Here is a 21,768-nt window from a genome sequence, read left to right as displayed (position 1 = left end):
CCGCAGCACCTGCCTAGAATTTCCAGCACCAGGAGGGCAGCATGCGACATCCGCATTCCCCGTTGGCCGGACGCACCGGCATCGGCCTTCGGCCCGAGCACTGGCGCGCGTTCGCGCAGACGCGGCCGTCCGTGGGCTTCGTCGAGGCGCACAGCGAGAACTACTTCGGCCGCGGCGGCAAGCCGCTGCACTTCCTGCAGCTCGCGCGCGAGAGCCATGAACTCAGCCTGCACGGCGTGGGCCTGTCCATCGGCTCCATCGACCCGCTGAGCGAGACGCACCTCGCGCGCCTCGCCGAGCTCGTGCGCATGCTCGAGCCCACGCTGGTCTCCGACCACCTGTGCTGGACCTCGGTGGGCGGCATCCACGCCAATGACCTGCTGCCCCTGCCCTACACCGAGGAGGCGCTTGCGCACGTGGTGGCGCGCGTGCAGCACGTGCAGGACCACCTCGCGCGGCCGATCCTGCTGGAGAACCTCTCGGCCTACCTCGACTACGCCCAATCGACCGTGCCCGAATGGGAGTTCCTGGCCGAGGTGGCGGCGCGCAGCGGCTGCGGCCTGCTGCTGGACATCAACAACATCCACGTCAGCGCCCACAACCTGGGCTTCGATGCGCTCGACTACATCGAGGCCATTCCGCCCGATGCCGTGCAGGAAATGCACCTGGCAGGCTTCACGCGCAACAGGCTCGACGACGGCGCCGAGATCCTGATCGACACGCACAGCGCCCCGGTCGCCGATGCGGTGTGGGCGCTCTATGCGGCGGCGCTCGATCGCTTCGGCCCGGTGCCCACGCTGGTCGAATGGGACGCCGACCTGCCCCCGCTGCCGGCCCTGGTGGCCGAGGCAGCCAAGGCCCGCGCGATGATGGAGGCACGCCATGCTTGCCCTGCCTGACACCCAGGTCCGCGTGATGAACGCGCTGCTGCGGCGCGGCGATCCGGCCGCGGCGGCGGCGCTGGTCCGCCCCGGCGCCCTCCCCGCCGCGCGAAGGCTGGCGATCTACCGCAACAACATGGTGCAGAGCCTGGTGGCCGCCCTGGCCGCCGTCTACTCCGTGACCGAGCGGCTGGTGGGCAGCGTCTTCTTCCGCCAGGCAGCCAAGGCCTGCATCGGCATCCATCCCTCGCGCTCCGGGGACCTGCACGACTTCGGCGCCGACTTCCCTCCTTTCCTGCGCGCCTGGGCACCGGCGGCCGCGCTGCCTTACCTGCCGGATGTGGCGGCGCTCGAATGGGCGATGCACCGCGCCTATCACGAGGCGGCACTGCCGGCGCTGCCGCTCGCCGGGCTCGCCGGGGTGCCGCCGCACGCGCAGGCCGGGCTGCGCCTGGGGCTGCAGCCGTCGGCGCGCTTCGTGTCCTCGCCCTACCCGGTGCTGCGCATCTGGCAGGCCAACCAGGCCGGCGCCGACGAGGCGGATACGGTCTCGCTGGACGATGGCGGCGTGCGGCTGCTGGTGCTGCAGCAGGCGCTGGAGATCGTGTTCGTGCCACTCGATGCCGCTGAGGATCGCTGGCTCCGCGCCCTGGCCGATGGCGCCGGGCTGGGCCAGGCCAGCGCCTGTGCCTTCGACCTCGATCCGGCCTTCGACCTGGCGTCCACGCTGGCCCGCCACCTGACGCTCGGTCTCTTCACGGAGCTGCAGCAGTGACCCGCCGCGTGCTCGTTGCCGAGGACGACCCGGACATCGGCCGCCTGGTCACGCTGCAGTTGGCCGAGCTCGACTGCGAATGCCGCCTGATCGCCGACGGCCTCGGCGCGCTGGCCGAGGGCGAGGCCGGGAACTACGACCTGGTCATCCTCGACCTGATGCTGCCGCGCATGGACGGCCTGCAGATCTGCCGCCGCCTGCGTGCCCTGCCGCGCTACACGCCGATCCTGATGCTGACCGCCAAGTCCTCCGAGCTCGACCGCGTGCTGGGCCTGGAGCTGGGCGCCGACGACTACCTGACCAAGCCCTTCAGCATGCTCGAGCTGGCGGCCCGCGTGAAAGCGGTGTTCCGCCGCGCCGACCACCAGCAGGCCGCGGCCGAGCGCGTGCAGCAGGCCGAGCAGCCGATCGAGGCCGGCAGCCTGCGCATCGACCTGCAGCGCCACGAGGCGCTGCTCGACGGCCGCCTGCTGGACCTCACGGCCAAGGAGTTCGAGCTGCTCGCCTACTTCGCGCGCAGCCCGGGCCGGGTCCACACGCGCGCGCAGCTGCTCGACCAGGTCTGGGGCTACAGCCACAGCGGCTACGAGCACACGGTCAACTCCCACATCAACCGCCTGCGCAACAAGATCGAGCGCGACCCGGGCAACCCCGACTACATCCAGACCGTGTGGGGCGTCGGCTACAAGTTTGCCGATCCCCGCAGTTGAAACGAGCCCGGCCGGCATGGACAGCCTCTACATGCTGATCGTCGGCGCCGCCCCGGCGGCGCTGGCGGCGCTGGCCATCTACTGGCGCTTCTCGCGCCGCCTCAGGCGCCTGACCGATGCGGTCGAGGCCGGTGCGCAGCTCGGCTGCCGGCAGCCGCTGCGGGTGCCGGGCGCCGACGCGCACGGCGACGAGATCCAGCGCCTGTCGGCGCACGTGGAGCGCATGTCGGCGCGCATCGGCGAGCAGGTGGCCGAGCTCGAGCGCAGCGCCAGCCGGCGCCGCGAGCTGCTGGCGAACGTGTCGCACGACCTGCGCACGCCGCTGGCCTCGATGCGAGGCTACCTGGAGCTGCTGCTCCTGCGCCACGGCAGCCTGCCGGCCGAGGAGGAGCGCAACTACCTGGAGACCGCGGTGCGCCACAGCGAACGCCTGGGGCGGCTGGTCGACGACCTGTTTGCGCTGAGCCAGCTGGAAGGCGACGAGGCGCGGCCGCAGCCCGAGGCCTTCGCGCTGGCCGAGCTGGCGCAGGACGTGGTGCAGAAGTTCGCGCTCGATGCGCAGCGGTGCGGGATCGCGCTGCGCGCCGAGGCCGGCGAGGCCCAAGCCGTCGGCGTGCGCGCGCTGGCCGACATCGGCATGGTCGAGCGCGTGCTCGAGAACCTGTTGGACAACGCCCTGCGCCACACGCCGCCCGGCGGCACGGTGCGCATCGAGTGCGGCCGCGATGCGCAGCGCGCCCGCGTGGCCGTGCGCGACACCGGCTGCGGCATCGCGGCCGATCAGCTGGCCGGCATCTTCGAGCGCTACGACCACGCCGATCGCGCGCTGCCCGGCGGTCGCGGCGGACTCGGCCTGGCGATCGCACGGCGCATCGTGCGGCTGCACGGCGGCGAGCTGGCGGCCACCAGCGTCGAAGGCGAAGGCGCCTGCCTGAGCTTCGACCTGCCGCTCGCGCCGGCCGCGGCGGCTTCCGCGCAGCGCATCACGGAGAGAGTCGACGCATGAGCTCATCCATCGTCCCTGCAGCACTGCTCGCCCTCGCCCTGCTCGCCTGGCTGGCCGTCTCGGCCGCGCGTCGCGCCGCACGCCGTCGCGACGCGTGGAACGCCAGGCTGGCGCAGCTGGAACAGCAGGTGGCCGAGCAGCACGGCGCGCTCGAGCGCGCCGAGGCCTCACGTACCGCCGCCGAGGCCGAGCTGCGCGCGAGCGAGGAGCGCTATGCCGCGGCCCTGCGCGGCAGCCAGGACGGCATGTGGGACTGGGACCTGGCCTCGGGCCGCGTGCAGCTCTCGCCGCGCTGGAAGAGCATGCTGGGCTTCGAGGCGCACGAGCTCGCCGACGACCTGCAGGGCTGGCGCTCGCGCGTTCATCCCGAGGACCGTGCTGCGCTCGACGCAGCCCTGGCGCGCCCGCTGGCGAGCGGCTGCGCCCCGGCCGACGCGCGCTTCGAGCATGAGCTGCGGCTGCTGCACAAGGACGGCAGCGTGCGCTGGGTGCTGTCGCGCGGAGTCGCACTCCGGCGCGCCAGCGGCGCCGCCTACCGCGTGATCGGGCAGGACACCGACGTGACGCAGCTGCGCCGCGTCTCGCACGTGCTGCAGGCGGTGGCCGACGGCACGGCCGGCGCCGTGGGCGAGGCCTTCTTTCCGGCCATGGTGCGGCACTTCGCGCAAGCGCTCGGCCTGGACTGTGCCTTCGTCGCCGAATGCGCCGACCAGCCGCCGACGCGGGTGCGCACGCTGGCCTACTGGTCCGACGGCACGCTCAAGGACAACATCGAGTTCGCGCTGGCCGGCACCCCCTGCGAAGCCGTGGTGCACACCGAGCAAGCCGCGCTGCACCGCTGCGGCCTGGCGCAGATGTTCCCGCGCGAGGCCGGCTGGGAGTCCTATCTGGGCCTGCCGATCGTCGCCAGCGACGGCCGCATGCTGGGCCACCTGGCCTTTCGCCATCGCGCGCCGTTGGGCGACGAGGTGCTGGTCGACGCGGTCTACCGCATCTTCCTCGCGCGCGCGGCGGCCGAGCTGGAGCGCATTCAGGCGCTGGCGCGGCTGCGCGTGGAAGCTTCCGGCGCCGTCGCTTCCTGAGCACCGGCCGGCGGCGCCTCGGGCAGGTCGAAGCTGAAGCGGCAGCCCTGGCCGGCGACGCTCTGCACCCGCAGCTCGCCACCGTGCAGCTCCACGATGCGCTTCGCGATCGCCAGGCCCAGGCCGGCGCCGGCACGCTCGCGCTCCCGGTCCCCCCGGTAGAAGCGATCGAAGATGAAGGGCAGCACCGCCTCGGCAATGCCGCCGCCCGTGTCGCCCACGCAAGCCGCCACCCGCCCCGCCTCGGCGCGCAGCGACACGCTCACCGCGCCGCCGGCCGGCGTGTGCCGCAGCGCGTTGCCGATCAGGTTGTCGAGCACGCGTTCCACCAGCCCGAGGTCGGCATCGACCGGCGGCACGCCCTGCCCGCCCTCGAAGCGCAATGCGACCTGTTGGCGGTCGGCGGCGAGCTGGAACTTCTGCAGCACATCGGCCGCCAGCTCGGCCAGCTGGAAGGCCTCGCGCGCCAGCCGCACGCCCTTGAAGTCCAGCTTGGCGAGCTCGAACAGCTCGTCGACCAGCGTCGCCAGGTACTCGCTCTGGCGCAGCGCGATCTCGACGTAGCTGCGTTGCGTGGGCGCCGGCAGTTCGCCGCCCTTCAGCGCGAGCATCTCCAGGTAGCCGCGCAGCGCCGCCAGCGGCGTGCGCAGGTCGTGCGAGACGTTGGCGATCAGCTCGCTGCGCAGGTAGACGTTCTCGGCCTCCAGGTCGTCCTTGAGGCGCTGCACCTGTGCCAGGGCATCGGCCAGCTGCGCCTGCGCCGCCTGGTGCTCGCCGATCTCGCGCCGCAGGCCCTCGAACAGGCGCGCGTTCTCCAGCGCGATGGCGGCCTCGGTGGCCAGCATGCGCACCACCAGGATGCGCTGCGCGGTGAAGGCGCTGTACAGCTGGCGATTCTCGAGGTAGAGCACCCCTACCAGGCGCCCCTGCTTCTGCACCGCCACGCACATCGCCGAGCGCGGCTGGTGCTGCTGGATGTAGGGGTCGCTGCCGAAACGGTCGTCGCCCGCCGCATCGGCCAGCACCACGCTCTCGCCGGTGCGGCGCACGTAGTGCACGATGCCCAGGGGCAGGCTGCGCGATTGCGCCAGCGGCGTGCCGTGCGAGACCACGGCCTGCGGCGCCTCCACAGTATCGGCCGCATGCACCATCGATCCGCCCTCGCCTTCCAGCACCAGGCAGCCGCGCTCGGCGCCGGCGTTCTCGATCGCGATACGCATCAGCCGGGCCAGCAGCCGGTCGAGCTCGACTTCGGCGGCCACGGCCTGCGCGGCCTTCATCACGCTGTCGAAGTCGAGGCCGTCGCCGTGCCCGCCTGCCGCAAGCGCAGCCGTGGCGGGCGGCACGGCCGCTGAGTCCGCCCCCGATGCAGCCGGCGCCGGACGCAGCCAGGCATGCCGGGCCTCCAGCTGCGCCACCTTTGCCATCGCCCCCCAGCGTGCATAGCAGGCGCACGCCTCGGCCATGAAGAGCGCGCCGAGCGCGGCCTCCCCGCGCGCGAGCCGCAGCCGCGCATGCAGCTCGTTGGCCAGCGCGCGCAGTTGCAGCAGCGCGGGATGCTGCGCCGCGAACTCGATCGCCTGCTCGTGGAACTTGATCGCGATGCCCTCTTCGCGATCGATGCGCGCCCCCTCCGCGGCGAGCAGCAGCGCCTGGCAGCGGAAGTTCTCGGGGCAGTTCCCGGCCAGCAGCGCGAAGTAGGCGCGGGCCTGGCCGATCTGCGCGCGCACCGCCTCCTGTTCGTCCGGCGCGGCCTCGTCATGCGAGGCCGCCAGCGCGATCGCGTGCCAGAAGGCATGGGTCACAGGCCAGACGGTGCCGGCCACATGGTGCACGGTGGCGGCGGCCGCATGCGCCGCCGCCAGCGCCTCGGCCGGCGTGCCCAGCAGGCTGCTGAGATGCTGCCGGGCCACCGCGTGGAAGCTGGCGAAGAAGGGGTTGTCGCGGTAGCGCTGGCGGTAGGCCTGCTCCTCGAAGCCCTCGTCCGACAGCGACAGCGGCCCGTGCGTGCGGCCCTGCAGCGCGAGCGCCCATTGCAGCATGAGCTGCGTCGCATCGGCAAAGCCCTGGTTCTTGAGCTTGCGGATCAGCGCCACGTTGGGCGCATGCGTCTCCACGAACTGCGCAAGGCTCTCGCAAACGAGGAAGGACGACCAGAGTTCCGTGCCTGCGCCGTAGGCCGCATAGAGGAAGTCCCCGCTCTCCAGCCCGCTGCGGCAGGCTTCGCGCGCATAGGGAATGCAGCTCGCCAGCGGCCGCCGCCAGAAGTTCACGTGCGCATGGAACTGCTGGTAGATCTTGGCGCGCCGCCGCGTGTCGCCGAAGCGGTGGTTGACCGCCAGCGCCAGGGTGCCGAACTCGTAGGCGCTGCGGAAGTCGCCCTGCACCGGGCCGACCGTGATCGCGTGCGTGACGTAGCCGTAGGCCGACTCCTCGGCATTGCCATGCGTGAGCGACAGCCGCACCAGGATCGCCGAGATCAGCCGCGCGAGCGTCGGGTTGCCGAGGATGAAGGCCGAGGCCCAGATGTCCGTCAGCATGCTCATCACGATCAGGGTTTCCGGATGGTCCATCGCGGGCAGATCGGCCAGCGCCGAGATGGGCCGGGTGCCCAGCAGCGCGGAGATGCGCTCCATCTCGACGGCCAGCGCGCGCTCGGTGTCGGCAGCGGTCCCGGGCAGCTGCAGGCCGAACAGCGCCAGCCCTGCGCGCGTGTTCGCCAGCGCCTCGGCATAGCGCGCCATGTGCTCGTGCTGCACGCTCTGCAGCCGGTGGACCCTGGCCCGCTCGATGTTCGTCGCGGCGCGCCGAAGGAGTTGCTGGTACTGCGGCTGCGCGGCCTCGAAGCGCCCGCACAGGTACTCGCTCTCCACGGCCTCGAGCTGCAGCGCGAAGCACAGCGCGTGGTCGCTCGCCCATTGCGACTCGTCCAGCAGGTCGAGGCCGGCGCGGAAGAACTCCAGCGCGGCCTGGTGCGCGGTCGAGGACTTGGCTTCGCGCCCGGCGCGCAGGTCCAGCCGGGCGACCTCGTGCCGCTCGTCGGGATCCTCGATCAGGCCGCGCCCGCGGTTGAGATGGTGCGCGATGTCGAACAGCGTCTGCTGCGCCGGCGCTTCGCCCGCGCGCGCGCGCAACAGCCGGCCGATGCGCAGGTGCAGCATGGGCTCGCGCGCCTGCGGGATCAGCGCATAGGCGGCCTGCTGCACGCGGTCGTGCAGGAAGTCGTAGGCCGGCGCGTCCTCGCGCGCCGAGGCGGCCTGGGACTGGGGCGGAACAGGCACGATCAGCCCCGACGCCATGGCATGGAGCAGGTCGTCCGCCACGGTCTCCTGCGGCTGCTCGCAGATCAGCGCCAGCGTGTGCGCATCGAAGCGGTTGCCGATGCAGGCCGCCAGCGTCAGCGCGTACTGCGAGCGGGTGGACAGGCGCTGGATGTTGCGCGTCATGAGCTCGACCACGTCTTCGGCCAGCGGCGCCTGCGCGATGGCCTCGATCCGGTAGCGCCAGCGCTGCGCCGCCGCGTCGAAGCGGAAATGGCCGTCGCGCTCCAGGCTGTGGAGGAACTGGTGCACGAAGAAGGGGTTGCCGCCGGTCTTCTCCAGCACCAGTCGTGCCAGCGGCAGGGCATCGTCGAGCTCGCCGTGCAGCATGTCGCGCACCAGGGCTGCCAGGTCGTCCAGGCGCAGCGGCCCGAGGGCGACACGCTGCACCGCCACGCCCGCGGCTTCCAGCGCGCTCAGGGCGGGCGCGAGGCGCTGCGTTGCATGGTGCTCGCTGTCGCGGCAGGCGCCGATCAGCAGCAGGCCGCGGATCTCCGGGCCGTCGAGCAGCGGCTCGAGCAGGCCCAGCGTGGCGGCATCGGCCCACTGCAGGTCGTCCAGGAAGACCACCAGCGGATGCGCCGGCAGCGCCACCGCGGCGACGAAGTTCCGTAACACGCGCTGGAAGCGGTTCTGCGCCTCGGTGGGCCCGAGCTGCACCGGCGACGGCTGCTCGCCGAGGATGAAGCCGACCTCGGGGATCACCTGCGCGAGCACGCCGCCATTGGTCCCCAGCGCCTGGACGAGCACCGCGCGCCACTGCGCCAGGCGCGCCTCGCTCTCGGTGAGCATCTGCCGCACCAGCTCGCGAAAAGCCTGGATCAAGGCGCCGAAGGGCACGCCCCGCACCACCTGGTCGAACTTGCCCGAAACGAAGTAGCCGCCCTGGCCGCGCACCAGCGGCCGGCACAGCGCGAGCACCAGCGCCGTCTTGCCGATGCCGGGATAGCCGTCCACCAGCAGCATCGCGGGCCGCGCCTGCGGCTCGCGCACGCGCTCGCAGGCGGCGCGCAGCAGCGCCTGCTCCGCCTCGCGGCCGTACAGGTGCCCCCGGATCGCGAGGCCCTGCGCCGGGTCGCGCAGGCCCGGCACGAAGGGTGCGATGCGGCGGTGCGCCGCCCATTCGCGCGCGCAGAAAGCCAGGTCCTCCGCCAGGCCGACCGCGCTTTGGTAGCGCTCGTCGGGCGACTTGGCCAGGAGCTTCATCACGATGTCCGACACCGGCGGTGGCAGCCCCGGCACGCGCGCAGCGGGCGCGACCGGCGTGCCGGCGATGTGCGCATGGATCAGCTCCAGCGCATCGTCGGCGGCGAAGGGCGGCTCGCCGGTCAGCATCTGGTAGAGCAGCACGCCGAACGCGTAGAGGTCGCTGCGGTGGTCGGGGGTGCTGCCGGTGCGGCCGGTCTGCTCGGGCGAGGCATGGCGCAGCCGGGCCACGGTGCTCGTGGCGGCGGCCGGCGGTGGCCCCTGGCCGGCCTCGCTGCCCGCCTCCGTGACGTCGAGCAGCCAGGCACGGGCCGACGCACCATCGCCCAGCACGATCTCGGGGCGCAGTCCGTGGTGGACGTGGCCGCGCCGGTGCAGCTCGGCCAGCGCGGTGGCAAGCTGCATGCCGAAGCCGAGGGCCAGCGGCAGCGCCAGCCGGCCGGCCGCCAGCAGCGCGGGCAGCGGTTCGCCGCCTGGGTCTTCCATCACCAGCGCCGGCCCCGATGGCAGCTCGAACAGGCGCGGCTGCAGCGCTGCGGCGCAGGACAGGCCGGCCATCAGCTCGCACTCGCGCCGCAGCGCCGCGCGGTCGGCGGCGCTCGCCGGCAGCTGCCGTGCGCACTTGAGCAGCACGCGCCGGCCCGCGAGCAGGCCGCGGCCGAGCCGGAAGGCGCCGGTGTCGGCGATCCAGGCATGCACTTCGGGCGTCGGGCTCATCGCTGTCTTCGTCCTCTTCCCATGTCGCGGCAGGTGCGCGCTGTGCGGACTGTGCGCCAGATCCGGCCCGGCTGGCAATGCGTGATCAAAGCGTGAACTCTGGCGGACCGCAGTGTGAAGCCCGGCCGCCACAGTGCACTGCGGAGCCGCCGAACGGCGATCCGTCCCTCGTCAACAACCTTTGCTTCCAGGAGAGTCATCATGCATATCGCCCATCCCCCGCGCCGCCTGCCGTGGCGCGCCGCCATGCTCGCAGCGTTTGCCGCCGGCGCCCTCGGCGCCCTGGCGCCGGCCGTCCATGCCGGCGAATGCCCGGCCGACAAAGTCGTCGCCGACGGCCACGGCCAGAAGCCCGGCCCGATGAGTCCCAAGGACGTGACGGACGTGGTGCGCTACAGCACCGACCTGTCGAAGGAGCCGCTGGCGCTGCAGGGCCGCCTGTTCCGCCTGCGCCAGCTCGAGATGAAGCCCGGCGGCATCGTGCCCTGGCACAGCCACAACGAGCGGCCGGCGATGATCTACATCGTTTCCGGCGAGGTGGTGGAGTACGCCAGCAGCTGCGCCGTGCCCATCGTGCACCGCGCCGGCGACGTGGCGCCGGAGAAGAACGGCACCTCGCACTGGTGGAAGAACACCGGCAGCACGACCGCCGTGCTGATCTCGGTGGACCTGTTCCCCACCGGCAAGCAGATGGATCCGCACGAGATGTGACATGACGAGCGCGTCATCTTCATCCGCATCTGCGGGCTGCCGCCGGCGGCCTGCCCCGGGCCGGCACTGGCTGCGACGCAGTCGCCGGCGCAAGCTGGGGCGGCGGCTGCCTAAGGCCTGAACGAGCCCGCCCTACTCGAACACTTCGTCCCCGTCCGGCTCGTAGTGCGGCACCGCATTCATGTCGTGCCGCAGCTTCGACAGCTCCCGGTACATCCGCCGCCGAGCCCGGCTCTGGTTGCCCAGCGGCCGGTGCTCGGCGATGGTGTGCCAGGGGTTGTACGACAGCTTCTTCGCGAATTCCATCTGCGCCGGCGAATCGAAGGTCTGCTTCGGGATGCGCAGCGTGGCAACGCTGACGCGCGGCGACAGCGTCTCGGGCCACAGCACGCCCGCGTTCTCGATCGGCATCAAGTGCGGGTCGGTCTGCATCTGCAGGCGGATGTCGAGCTCCACCTCTTCCTGGTTCAAGGTCGCGACCATGGCCCGGCGCAGGTAGTCGTCGGGCGGGCGCAGCGGCAGGCGCGGGATGGGCGTGCGCCTGGCGGACTTCGGCCACACCGAGTACTGCATGGCCTGCCCCTCGCCCAGCAGGTACGGCACGCAACTGAAGTACGGCGCCTCGAAGGGGCTGGACTGGGTCTTGATGAAGAGCGACTGCATCACCAGGTCCAGCACATGCGACTCGCGCAGGTTGACGAAGTAGAAGATCTGCGCGTTCTTCACGCTCTCGATCTGCAGCGCCGCGTTGGCCTTGACGTCGGGCGTGACGAAGGTGGGCGTGGAGACGCCGAACATGTCCAGCGTGTGCTGCTCCTCCTCCATCAGCTTCGGGCCCGGCACGCCAATGAGCTTGATGCTGATGCTCATGAAGCCCACGTCCTCGATGTCCGGCGTGATGTAGGGGCCGGGGCCGGAGAAGCGCACCCAGGCGTTGAAGCGCTGGGCCTTCGCGTAGATGCCCCGCTTCATGTGCGCGGGGATGTCGTCGTGCACGATGAACTCGGCGCGCACGATGCCCTGGGTCTTGGTGTTGCCGCCGCGCTCGAAGCCGCCGGGCTTCCAGAGGTCGCGCATCTGCTGGGTGAAGCTGCGGACGATGGAGTCGACGAACTCTTCCTCGCCGGGCAGCAGGCGCTCCTCGGCGATGGCCAGGCCCTCGTTGGGGCGGCGGCTGTTGATCAGCGCGGTGGTCAGGCGCGCCAGCGGGTCGCGCAGCAGCGCGTCGAAGGCCGGGCGCACGAAGGGATCGAACCTGCGCTCCAGCCGCAGCAGGGCCATGCCGGAGTCGCTGACGAAGTTCTTCAGCGCCGAGCCGGTGTTGGCGCGAGGCGCAGGGCGGCTCACGTTCGAGTTGGTCATGGCGCTTGGACTTTCGACAGGTAGCGCAGCGCGCTGATGCCCGGCAGGAAGAAGTACGCCCCGCCCTGCACGGTCACGAACTGCGGCAGGCCCGAGATGCGGCGATCCGGGCCCGTGCCCACCGGCATCGAGAAGCCGTCGGTGAGGCTGCCGTCCGGCTCGGGCAGGCGATGGCCCAGCAGCGGATCGGCCTCGCTGGAGAGGCCGTCGAAGCGCGTGCCCATCAGCCATGCGTTCTGGACGAACTCGAACTGGCGCCCGATGTTCGCGCCCAGGCAGATGAAATGCAGGCCGGTCTCCTCGCCCGGCGCGCCGCCGTACTCGCGGCCCCGGCGCAGCAGGCGATGAAAGCGGGACGAGGCGACCAGGTCAGGACGCAGAGGGTCTGCGCCGAAGCCCAGCCGCCGCCACAGGCGCGAGAGCGGATTCGCCCAGCCCGCCGGCAGATCGGCATTGCGCGGGTTGGCGCGGCGGATGTGCGCGCCCAGGGGACAGCGCAGGCCGTCGGGATCGCTGCGATAGGTGAAGCCATTGAGCCGCCGTTCGTCCTCCTCGATGCCGTCAAGGCGCTCGCGCCCGGGGCCCACGAGCGCCTCGCCACCTTCCAACTTGCGTCCGACCATGGCCTCGGCCAGGCGCCGGCGCAGCATCGGGTTGCCGCCGGCCTCGCGGTCGATGAACTGCCAGAAGCCGCCCACGTCCTGGCGCAACTGGCGCATCACGAGATAGCTGCCGTTGCGCCCCAGGTCGGCCATGCCGGGGGCCTCCTCGGCGCGGGGCAGCAGCGCGCCGGGATCGCGTTGCGGCTCCAGCAGGGGCCTGTCGGTGTAGGCGCCGTACTCGTTCGGATAGCCCAGCAGGTACTCGCCGAGGCAGGACCGGTTGGTGAAGCCGAACTGCTCCTCGTCGCGTGCGGCGCGCCGGCGCTCCCAGTCGACGCGCGGCTGCGAGATGCCGTCGATGAAGCCGAAGGGCTCGGTCTCGCGCAGGTTGGCGGTGAACAGGGCATCCGTTTCCTCGAAGCCGGCGGCGCACTGGGCGCGCACGGTCGCAAGCCACGCGTCGAGCTCGCCCGGCACCGCGTAGACCATCGCCAGCACATGCGGCACATCGTGCGGCGCGCCGCCCCACTTCCATCCGGCAGGGTCGTTCGCACCGAGATCACCCAGCCGCCGTGCCCGGCTCGCGTCGCTGGTCATGCCGGCCAGGAACTCTGCCGAGAAGCCCTCGACGATGTCCCTCGCCACGCCCAGCTTGCTGAGGCCCGGGGCGCTGATGGCGATGTGCAGCGCCGTGCGCGGCGGGGGCCTGCGCTCGATCGCCGGCGTGACCTGTGCCGTGCCGAGCCAGGCGCGGGCGGCCGCGGCATCGCGAACGCGCAGCAGCAGGAAGCAGGCCTGCGTCAGCCGCTTGTAGCCGTAGCGCACCAGGCCTTGAATGTCCTCGAAGTCGACCGGCGGCGTGTCGTGCGTGCTCATAACAGCCTCCCCCAGGCTCGTCACTTCGTGTACTTCGCGCACCCCCTCCTGAAGGAGGGGGCGAGCGCCATCGGGCGGCCGGGCGGCGCTCATAGCAGCCTCAGCCACGTGAGCGCTTCCGCATCGCTCATGCCCACGCGCTCGAAGCCTTCGCGGATGCACCGGTTGCGCTCCATGTCGCTGAGCGTGAGGCCGGGGTAGGCCTTGTACCAGACCTGGGTCGGCAGCTGGTGGCCGCGCTGGTAGTACTTGAAGGGCAGCTCGCGGCGCGCGCCCTCCTTGATCAGCCACGCGGTGCGCGGCCAGCCGAAGCCGTTGCTGAAGACCAGGTTGAGGCCCCAGGCGACCTTGTTGATGAAGTCGTCCATGTAGGCCTCGTGGCTGCCGTCGTAGTTGCTGGCGAACAGCACGCGCAGCTTGTTGTCGAGGAAGACCCAGTGCGCGAAATGGATGGTGCGCACGCGCGCCAGGTGGCCGCGCCCGAAGACGTGGCGGCAGGCCCAGGCGATGGCCAGCAGCAGCACCTGCACGAGGCCGACCCGGAACCAGCCGGGCTTGACGGCGCCCAGCGCGGTGAAGCTGTTGCTCAGGTCGTGGTCTTCCAGCTCCTGCATCTCACTCACGGCGGCGGCGCCGGGTCGCGGGCAGTACTCCGGGTCGGCGCGTTCGTGCCGCCGCAGCAGCGCGAGGACGAAAGGGAGCGCCACGAGCAGCAGCGGCGACAGCAGCAGTGCCGCCAGCGGCAAACCGACGGCATGCAGCGTGTTGCCCATCCACCACCCCAGCGGCGTCGGCGCGGGCGGCGTCAGCAGCAGCTCGCCGGCGGCCTGTTTGGTGCGCACGAAGTTCAGCAGATCGCGCCGCAGCACCTGCGGTTCAATGGCCGCGTCGCGCACGCCGCGCTGCACGCGCGCCGACAGTGCCCGCTGCAGCGCACTTTCCTCGCGGATCTGCCGCACGGTACGGCCGATGCGGTTGACGTAGGGCGCGGCCACGGGCCGGTCATGCTCGATCAGCCACTCCAGCAGGTCGTCGCGCAGGTCGAGGCCGCGGCAGTGCGAGAAGATGCGGCGCAGGCCTTCGCCGGCGCGCTGCACCAGCTCGGCCAGCTGGGCCTCGGCAGAGCCGTCGCAGTCGCCCATGAAGAGCAGGTAGGTCGGCAGCTTGGGGCGCGGCAGCCCGAAGACCTCGAGGTCGGCCATGGTCGCGTCGCCCAGCACCGCGAAGCGCGCGAAGTGCAATCGCTCGAAGGCGCCGAAAGGCAGCACCGGATTGACCGGATCGGCCACGCCCGGCGCCAGGGTCATGGCGGCCAGGAGCTTGCGCAGCCCTGCTTCGCGTCCCGGGGCGATGGCGGCGACCACCACGAAGTGCGATTGAGGAGTCACTGCATCCGGTCGTGTCGGCAGGCTAGAACTTGAGGCAGAAGTCGATGAGCCGCTCCTTGCCCCAGTACACCTTGCCCAGGTAGAAGGACGGCGAAATGAGCCGGATCTCGTCGCGGATCCAGTGGGCCACCACCGAGGTCTTGGAGTAGTCGAGCACGATGCACTCCTTCTGGTCCAGCCAGCTGTCGCCCTTGTAGACCTGGGCCACGATGGCCTGGATGCCGAAGGGGCTGACCTTGTTCTTGAGCACGCCGTGCTCGGGGTCGAAGACCTTGCCCTGCCAGCCGAAGAAGTTGACCATCTTCGCGATCGACTCGGTGTAGCGGGTGCCGGGCGCGATGATCGCAGTGCCCTCGGCCTCGCCGGAGGGAATGTCGCCCGCCGGGCTGGCGGTGAAGAGCTCGTCGAGTTGCTGCTGGGTCATGTCGAGCAGCTGCTGTACGTCGTAGGCCATCGCCAATCTCCTCGAGTGAAACCCCGGCCAGTGTCCGGCCGGGGTCGGGGACCGTCAACTTGCCGAAAGTGGTGTGCGCGCGGCCGTGCGCAGCACCGCATCCGCCGCCTTTTCCGCGGCCATGTAGACCGCGGAGGCGACGAAGAAGCCCGGAATGCGCGGGAACACCGAGGCATCGACCACGCGCAGCCGCGGCACGCCGTGCACCGCGAAGCTGCTGTCGAGCACGCCGCCCTGTTCTCGCGGTCCGATCGCACAGGAGCACGAGGCGTGGTGGCCCCAGGCGGTGTCGCGCACATAGTCGGCCAGCGCCTCGTCGCTCTGCGCGGCCGGGCCGGGCGCGAGCTCCTCGGCGATCCATCCCTTGGCCAGCAGCGGCGCCGTCATGCGGCGCACCTGACGAATCGCCTCCACCACGGCGCGCAGGTCCTCGGCGCCAGGGTCGTCGGTCTCGTCGAAGTAGTGGAAGTCCACCAGCGGCATGTCGCGCGGATCGGCCGAGCGCAGGCGCACGGTGCCGGCGCGGTTGCGCGTGTGGGCCTTGAGCACGGCCCAGGTCAGCTGGTCGGGCTGCTCGCGCACGAACTTCGAGAAGCCGGGGAAATAGCCTTCGAAGCGCGCGAGCAGCGCCATGCAGAAGAGATCGGGTTCCAGGCCCGGCTGCATCGCGAAGCGCGAGCGCTGCACCACGCCCAGGGCCGCGCCGTTGGAGGCGTACATGCCCAGGCGCCCTTCCTGCCAGCGGCGCCACAGCGTGTCGTCGCGGTCGAAGCGTGCGCCCTCCAGCACCTCCCAGGGCCCGCGCATGCGGTGCGTGACGGCGACCTCGTAGCGGTCTTGCAGGTTGCGGCCGACGCCGGGCAGCGCGGCGTGCAGTGCGATGCCGTGGCGGCGCAGTTCCTCCTCCGGCCCGATGCCCGAGAGCATCAGCAGCTGCGGCGTGTTGAAGGTGCCGCCGCAGAGGATCACCTCGCGCCGCGCCCGCGCCTCGCACCGCAGGCCCTCGGCCCCGCTGGGCGTGGCATGGGCGCGGTAGAGGTGCGCGCCCTTGCGGTATTCGACGCCGCAGGCCGCGCCGGCCTCGTCGAAGAGCACGCGCGCGGCGAGTGCGTCGAGCTCGATGTGCAGCTTGCCCGGATGCTGCTTCGCCACCTCCAGCAGCCGCTCGCGGATGCCGGCGCGGCGGTGGTCCGCGGTGGAGAGCGGCGTGTAGCACAGGCCCTCGAAGCTGCCGGGCCACAGGCGCCGCGAGTTGGGGTCGCCCAGCCCGCCGCGCACCCAGCGCAGCGTGCTGCGCAGCGGCGTGGGCAGGCTGCCGGCGAAGACGCCGGTGGTGTCGCGCAGCACGCGCACCAGCCCGTCGTCGCCCAGCACCGAGAGCGGGATCGCCTTCTCGGTGCGCAGCCAGCCGCCCCAGCCATGCCCCGTTGGATCGAGGCCCACATGGCGCAGCCAGCGCCACAGCGGCCGGTGCCCGCAGTTCTCGATGCGCCGCGCGTAGCCGCGCATGCGCGAGGCGCGCCAGGAACGGTCGCCCGTCAGTCTTGCGATGTGGTTCCAGTCGGAGGCGTGCGGCAGCATGAAGATCATCGCGTTGTGCGCGCTGCAGCCGCCCAGCGCCGCGGCGCGCGGGTAGAGCACGCCCTGCCCTGCCTCGTACTTCCAGTCGCGGGACTGCCGCGCCTCGTCGGCATAGTGGCGCACGCGGAAGTTCCAGCTGATGGCCGGGTTCTCGCAGGCGAAGGCATGGAAGGCAGGCACGTCGTAGTCATCCGGCAAACGCGGCGCCGAGGCCCGCGGGTCGCCGCCGGCCTCGATCAGGAAGACCCGCATGCCGGCCTCCGCCAGCCGAGCGGCCAGCGTGCCGCCGCCGGGGCCGGAGCCGACGATCACATAGTCCCATACGGGTTCGGGCATTGGGCCTCAGAAGGTCTTGAGGAAGGCGATCAGCGCGCGCTTGTCCTCGTCGTTCAGCTCAGGCTCGCGGCCGAAGGCCTTCTCGTCATCGCTCAAGGCCTCCTGTCGGTTGAACTGCGCGGTGCCGAAGTAGTGGCCGCGGTTGACCACGAAGTCCCGGCACTTGCTGAGCGTCAGCATCGGCTCGCGCAGCTTCGCGAAGTGCTCGCGCAGCTGGTCGTCGGTGGCGCCGGCGGGTGCGTTTTTCAGCGCGCTCCTGAGCTCGATCAGCAGCCCGCCCACGTCGCGCACATGGGTCGCCTTCTCGTGCAGCGTGTCGCCCTCGGCGCGCAGCTTGAGGTTGGCCAGGAGCGCCACCGGCGTTCCCTTGGGGATGGGGCCGAGCACGATGTCGCCGCCCTCCTGGAACAGCCAGGGCAGCCAGCGGTGCAGCGTGCCCTGCAACGGCTGCAGGGCCTCGGGCACGAAGCCGGTGGGCACGGTCACGGTGCTGCGCTCGGTGGTGCGGTCGATCAGGCCTTCGGCCTTGTCGCCCAGCACCGCGTCGCGCTCGCGCCGCTCGGGCCAGAGCATCTGCTCGATCGAGGCCTCGAAGCTGCGCAGGCGCGCGTTGACGGAAGGGTCGATGTCGAAGGGCCCGACGGTGTTGTTGAGCAGCAGCGGCGCCGTCGACCAGACGCTGATCAACGAAGGCACGCGCGTGTAGCCGCGCCCGCCGGCGGGCATCGCGTAGGGCCGCGGCTCGCCGCTGAAGGGGTCGCGCAGGGTCACCGTGCCCACCGAGGGCAGCTGCTTGTAGGTCTGCGAGGAGAAGTTGTCCCAGATGTTGCCGGCCAGCGCATTGGTCGCGAGCGGGCTGCAGACGTTGGTGCGCAACAGCGTCACCGGAATGCGCGCATCGGTCGACAGGTAGTTGCCCTGCAGGAAGTCCGGCGCCTGCACGACCTTGCGCATCTCGGCCTTGTACTCGTCGGACTGGGTCCACTTCCAGTAGCGCTTGAAGCAGTCGAGGTAGCCGGCGCCGGCACACTTCGCGGCCGTGAGCTCCAAGGCGGGCGGCGGCGCCGGGCCTTTGCTGGAATGGCAGCGCGCGCAGGTGTCGGCAAAGGCGAGCTTGCCGCGATCCAGCAGGCCCGCGCCGGCCTGCAGGTGCTCGGCGCCGCCGGGCGCGTCCGCGAGGCGGTCGGGCTTCGCCGCCTTGAGGAAGAAGAGCGCCGTGTCGGGCGTGCCGGCCTCGGTGGCCTGCCAGTAGCTGGAGTTCTTCTGCGCGGTCGCGATCGGGAGCGGCGTGATGGTCTTGCCGCCCACCACCGGATTGAAGTGCAGCAGCCACTCTTCGCTGAAGAGACCGATGTTGAGGTAGACCCGGTTGAGCGCGCCCAGCAGGCCCACCGAATCCGCGCCGTCCTTCAGCACATGCGGCGTGCGCACCGCGTCGGGCTTGGTGAAGAAGTCCAGCAGCGGCCCGCTGGTCACGAAGTCGTTGAACTGCCTGTTGTGCAGCTCGCCGTCCGCGAGCTTCTCCTGCCCGATGCGCTTGGCCATCTCCAGCCGGCCGCCGAACTCGTACACCGCGTTCATGGTGCGCGGGTTGTTGATGCTGTCGGTGGAGACCAGCGAGGTGTCCATGCTGCCCGGCCGGTAGGTGTGGGCCAGCTGGAACATGTAGTTGGTGCGGCCCTCGGGCTTGTTGGCGTTGTGGATGAAGAGCCGGTCCACCCACATGTACTGCGCGCCCACGGAGGAGCTGAGATTCTCGAACTTCGGGCTGTTCGGATCGGCCGGCGGCTTCACCGGGCTGGGGCCGATGTGGCAGAAGCCGCAGGACATGCCCACGCGGTACGGGCGCACGAGGTCCTTGCGGTTGTAGTAGCTCGGGTCCGTGTAGTACTTCTCCGCGTCCCATTCCTTGGCGGCCTTGGCATCGAAGGCCGGGTTGGGAAAGAGCCTGAGGCCTGCGATGCCCGTGCCCCATCCGTAGAAGGAACCCACCGGCTGCGTCGTGCCGTCGCCCAGCGACTGGCCGCGCGATCCGATCTTGACGCCCGGGTACTTGCTCTCGTTCTCGAAGGGGTCGGGCCCGCAGTCCTTGCTGCGCACGTCGAGCCAGAGACCGCGGCGGGACTTGTCGGGGCCGGTCGCGGCCTCGAAGCAGGGCTCGTTCACCAGCCCGAAATAGCTCCAGCGGTTGGCGCGCGAATAGCCCTGGGTGGGATGGGTGCTCACCACCTTCAGCAGATCGAAGGCGCCGAAGGTGTAGTCGGTCATCTGCGTCCAGAAGCGGTCGTTGCCGCCGCTCCACACCAGCCACATGTTGCGGCCCCGGACCTCCTGCGGCGTGAGCGCGATGCCGCCGTCCATGTCGCGGAAGTAGTCCTCCCCGGCATGCGGGAAGGAGGCGGCGTCGCGGCCGGCCTGCCTGGCTTCGTCGAGCACCTCGCCGGGGCGCGGGCCTTTGCCGCAGGCCGCGACGCACAAGGTGACTGCAAGCGGCAGCAGCAATCGCTTCGTCGCAGAGCAGCGTCTTGGGATCATGGCCATTCCTCCTGCGTCCGACAACGTCGGTGAACGGGCGATCACGAGGCGCAGTGTGGGTGCGGGGGGTGTGCCTTGCCTATCGGCCATGCGCGCTAACGCGAAGGTCGTAGTCGTGGCTATTCGCGCCATCGATACGCCCCATTCATCCAAAGCGTTTGGCACGCGAGGCGCGCGCCCCTACCCTCGCCCGACTTCCCCATCCGCCCCAGCCTGCGCATGCCCAAACTCCTCCTGTTGACGAGCGCCAACGCCACCAAGCAGATCTCATTGCGCAAGCCCGAAACCCGGGTCGGGCGGGCCTTGACCAACGACATCGTCATCCGGCATGACCGGGTGAGCCGCTTCCACGCCCTGCTCACCATCGACGGCCCGTTCGTGACGATCAAGGACCTGGGCAGCAGCAACGGGGTCTTCGTCAACGACTTCAGGGTGGACACGCAGCATCTGGTCGACGGCGACAACATCTCCATCGGCGGCTGCCGGATGCGCTTCCTGGCCGGCGAACAGGACTACACGGAGATCGAGGCCCTGCGCCTGCTGACGATCCCCGGACTGCCGATCGCCCTTCCGGCTCGCAGCACCTCGACGGCATGAGGCGATCGCGCCCGGCCTAGAATGGGCCGATGCGCTCCCCGGCCACCCGCACCCACCTCGACGCCAAGCCCGCCCTGCGCGCGGCCGTGCGTCGCGCCCGCGCGGCCTGCGTCGGGGCCGCGATGCCGGGCGGCCAGCCCGTGCCGGCCGCACCCTCCTCCGCCCGGCGATCCCCCTTTCCTCTGTAGCGCAAACCATCGATCGCCGGGCGCCTGCCCCGCGCATTCGCGAGCGCCGTTTGCACAGCGCGCCCGCATTTCGATTGGAGTGCTTCATGGCCACCACCACGCCCCTTCCCGGCGAGCGCATGCTCACCGAACTCGACCACGTCCGGCTGCTCAAGCTGCTCGACAAGACAGGGCCGCATCCGGCGCTCGAGGCCCTGCTCGAATCCACCGACGTGATCCGCTCGCGCGAGATCCCGGCCGACATCGTCACCATGTACTCGCAGCTGACGCTGGTGGACGCACGCTCGGGGGAGCGCCGCAAGCTGACCCTGTGTTACCCGCAGGACGCCGACCCCGCGGCCGGCTTCGTCTCGGTGCTCTCGCCCGTGGGCATCAGCCTGATCGGCCTGCGCCTCGGCGCCACGGCGAGCTGGACCTTGCCGGGCGGCAGCCAGGGCGTCGCCCGGGTGGAAGAGATCCTGTTCCAGCCCGAGGCCAGCGGCGACTACACGAGCTGAACGCGCTCCAAGGCAAAGGCCGGTACGGCCGCGCCCTCAATCGAGCGTCGACAGATAAGCCGCGATGTCGCGCGCGTCCTGCTCGGTCAGGCCCATCTCCGGCATGGCCGTGCGCGGGTCGACCTCGTGCGTGCGGCGCAGCCAGTGCACCATGTTGTCGGGCGTGTTGGCGAGCCGGCCGCCGATCATGGCGCGGCGCGCGATGCCATCGAGCGGCGGGCCGACATGCGCTGCGGAGCCGGTGATGCCGGGAATGCTGTGGCAGGCATTGCAGGCGTACTGGTGCAGCGCCCGCGCGCCGCGCCGCGCATCGCCCGGCGCGCCGGCCGCAGCCGCCTGGCTCGGGCCGCAGGTGGCCGGGGCCCGCGTCTGCTGCGCATACTGCCGCGCCGTCAGATCGGGCAAGCGCTCGAGAAAGGCGACCACCGCCCACAGGTCTTCCTCGCCCAGGCGGTACTCCCAGGCCGGCATGCCGCTCATCTTGATGCCGTGCTTCGTCACCCAGTAGAGCTCGCGCGCATTCCAGTGATGGCGCGCGTCGACCAGCGGGCCGGGCACCGGCTGCATGCTCTTGCCGATGTCGTCCTGCGCCACCCCGGGCCCGCCGTGGCACTGCTGGCACTTGGCCCGGAAGCAGGCCGCGCCGCGCAGCACCAGCTGCTCGTCGTCGAGCCGCGGCACCTCGACGCCACGCGCGCGCAGCCGCACCGACTGGCGCATCGCCGTCTCGAGCAGGGTATGCACCGGCTGCGTGTGTTGGGAAGTCGCCGCCACGTTGTAGAGGCCGCCATACACGACCGCCGCCGCAACGGCCGCGGCGGCGAGGCCAAGCGCCGCCGAGGTGAGCAGGACGGTCTTCAGGGTTCCCATGTTCTGGCGGCATTGTCCGACGCGCAACAGCGCCGCCCTGTCGGCGCAGCGCGCATTCGCGACGCGAGAATGCC

At 71.2% G+C, this 21,768-nt stretch carries 16 protein-coding genes; 8 read left to right on the top strand and 8 right to left on the bottom strand.

The annotated features are described in order from the left end of the window. The first annotated feature begins 41 nt into the window (after positions 1-41). The 5 genes from bufB to AC3A6X_RS14835 are packed head-to-tail and all read left to right on the top strand — an operon-like array spanning position 42 to position 4,454. A complete protein-coding gene (gene bufB / locus AC3A6X_RS14855) occupies positions 42-899 on the top strand; it encodes an MNIO family bufferin maturase (RefSeq protein ID WP_487842910.1) in 858 nt (285 codons plus the stop codon). Then, on the top strand, positions 883-1,656 hold the full coding sequence (locus tag AC3A6X_RS14850) for an HvfC/BufC family peptide modification chaperone (RefSeq protein ID WP_487842909.1): 774 nt from the start codon (positions 883-885) through the stop codon (positions 1,654-1,656). The genes bufB and AC3A6X_RS14850 overlap by 17 nt, the downstream gene beginning before the upstream one ends. Then, positions 1,653-2,366, top strand: coding sequence for a response regulator transcription factor (locus AC3A6X_RS14845; protein WP_487842908.1), 714 nt, complete (start codon positions 1,653-1,655; stop codon positions 2,364-2,366). Before AC3A6X_RS14850 ends, AC3A6X_RS14845 begins: the two co-directional genes overlap by 4 nt. A 16-nt stretch (positions 2,367-2,382) precedes the next feature. Continuing rightward, positions 2,383-3,372, top strand: coding sequence for a sensor histidine kinase (locus tag AC3A6X_RS14840; RefSeq protein ID WP_487842907.1), 990 nt, complete (start codon positions 2,383-2,385; stop codon positions 3,370-3,372). Beyond that, positions 3,369-4,454 carry a PAS domain-containing protein gene (locus AC3A6X_RS14835; RefSeq protein ID WP_487842906.1) on the top strand — a complete coding sequence of 362 codons (1,086 nt, stop codon included), beginning with the start codon at positions 3,369-3,371 and terminating at the stop codon, positions 4,452-4,454. Before AC3A6X_RS14840 ends, AC3A6X_RS14835 begins: the two co-directional genes overlap by 4 nt. Here the strand turns inward: AC3A6X_RS14835 and AC3A6X_RS14830 are convergent. Next, positions 4,403-9,697: an AAA family ATPase gene (locus AC3A6X_RS14830; protein WP_487842905.1), complete on the bottom strand. Its 5,295-nt coding sequence runs from the start codon at positions 9,695-9,697 to the stop codon at positions 4,403-4,405. The genes AC3A6X_RS14835 and AC3A6X_RS14830 overlap by 52 nt on opposite strands. Before the next feature lie 201 nt (positions 9,698-9,898). Between AC3A6X_RS14830 and AC3A6X_RS14825 the strand changes: the two genes are divergently transcribed. Beyond that, positions 9,899-10,408: a cupin domain-containing protein gene (locus AC3A6X_RS14825; protein WP_487842904.1), complete on the top strand. Its 510-nt coding sequence runs from the start codon at positions 9,899-9,901 to the stop codon at positions 10,406-10,408. 132 nt (positions 10,409-10,540) lie between these two features. On the opposite strand, the gene AC3A6X_RS14820 is transcribed toward AC3A6X_RS14825, so the two are convergent. The 6 genes from AC3A6X_RS14820 to AC3A6X_RS14795 all read right to left on the bottom strand — a co-directional run bounded on the left by AC3A6X_RS14820 (position 10,541) and on the right by AC3A6X_RS14795 (position 19,542). After that, entirely contained in the window at positions 10,541-11,770 is a 1,230-nt protein-coding gene (locus AC3A6X_RS14820) for a catalase family protein (RefSeq protein ID WP_487842903.1), read from the bottom strand. Next, positions 11,767-13,248 carry a Dyp-type peroxidase gene (locus AC3A6X_RS14815; RefSeq protein WP_487842902.1) on the bottom strand — a complete coding sequence of 494 codons (1,482 nt, stop codon included), beginning with the start codon at positions 13,246-13,248 and terminating at the stop codon, positions 11,767-11,769. Before AC3A6X_RS14815 ends, AC3A6X_RS14820 begins: the two co-directional genes overlap by 4 nt. A gap of 89 nt (positions 13,249-13,337) precedes the next feature. Further along, on the bottom strand, positions 13,338-14,636 hold the full coding sequence (locus AC3A6X_RS14810; protein WP_487842901.1) for a hypothetical protein: 1,299 nt from the start codon (positions 14,634-14,636) through the stop codon (positions 13,338-13,340). A gap of 22 nt (positions 14,637-14,658) precedes the next feature. Further along, on the bottom strand, positions 14,659-15,090 hold the full coding sequence (locus AC3A6X_RS14805; RefSeq protein WP_487842900.1) for a hypothetical protein: 432 nt from the start codon (positions 15,088-15,090) through the stop codon (positions 14,659-14,661). Positions 15,091-15,144: 54 nt separating this feature from the next. Further along, a complete protein-coding gene (locus tag AC3A6X_RS14800; RefSeq protein WP_487842899.1) occupies positions 15,145-17,007 on the bottom strand; it encodes a GMC family oxidoreductase in 1,863 nt (620 codons plus the stop codon). 6 nt (positions 17,008-17,013) lie between these two features. Then, entirely contained in the window at positions 17,014-19,542 is a 2,529-nt protein-coding gene (locus AC3A6X_RS14795) for a hypothetical protein (RefSeq protein WP_487842898.1), read from the bottom strand. A 219-nt stretch (positions 19,543-19,761) separates the two neighbouring features. Here AC3A6X_RS14795 and AC3A6X_RS14790 point away from each other — a divergent pair, with 219 nt between their 5' ends. Both AC3A6X_RS14790 and AC3A6X_RS14785 read left to right on the top strand, forming a co-directional pair. After that, positions 19,762-20,139 (top strand): FHA domain-containing protein, encoded by a 378-nt coding sequence (locus tag AC3A6X_RS14790; RefSeq protein ID WP_487842897.1) that lies wholly within the window; start codon positions 19,762-19,764, stop codon positions 20,137-20,139. A 274-nt stretch (positions 20,140-20,413) separates the two neighbouring features. Further along, entirely contained in the window at positions 20,414-20,824 is a 411-nt protein-coding gene (locus AC3A6X_RS14785; protein ID WP_309969606.1) for a GreA/GreB family elongation factor, read from the top strand. Positions 20,825-20,860: 36 nt separating this feature from the next. Here the strand turns inward: AC3A6X_RS14785 and AC3A6X_RS14780 are convergent, their stop codons facing one another. After that, positions 20,861-21,694, bottom strand: a complete 834-nt coding sequence (locus AC3A6X_RS14780) for a c-type cytochrome (RefSeq protein WP_487842896.1) — start codon at positions 21,692-21,694, stop codon at positions 20,861-20,863. Positions 21,695-21,768: the final 74 nt, after the last annotated feature.

Source organism: Variovorax sp. Soil_C_12, assembly GCF_057657375.1.
Note: the sequence above shows the minus strand (reverse complement) of the source record. Positions and strands in the feature narration are given on the sequence as shown.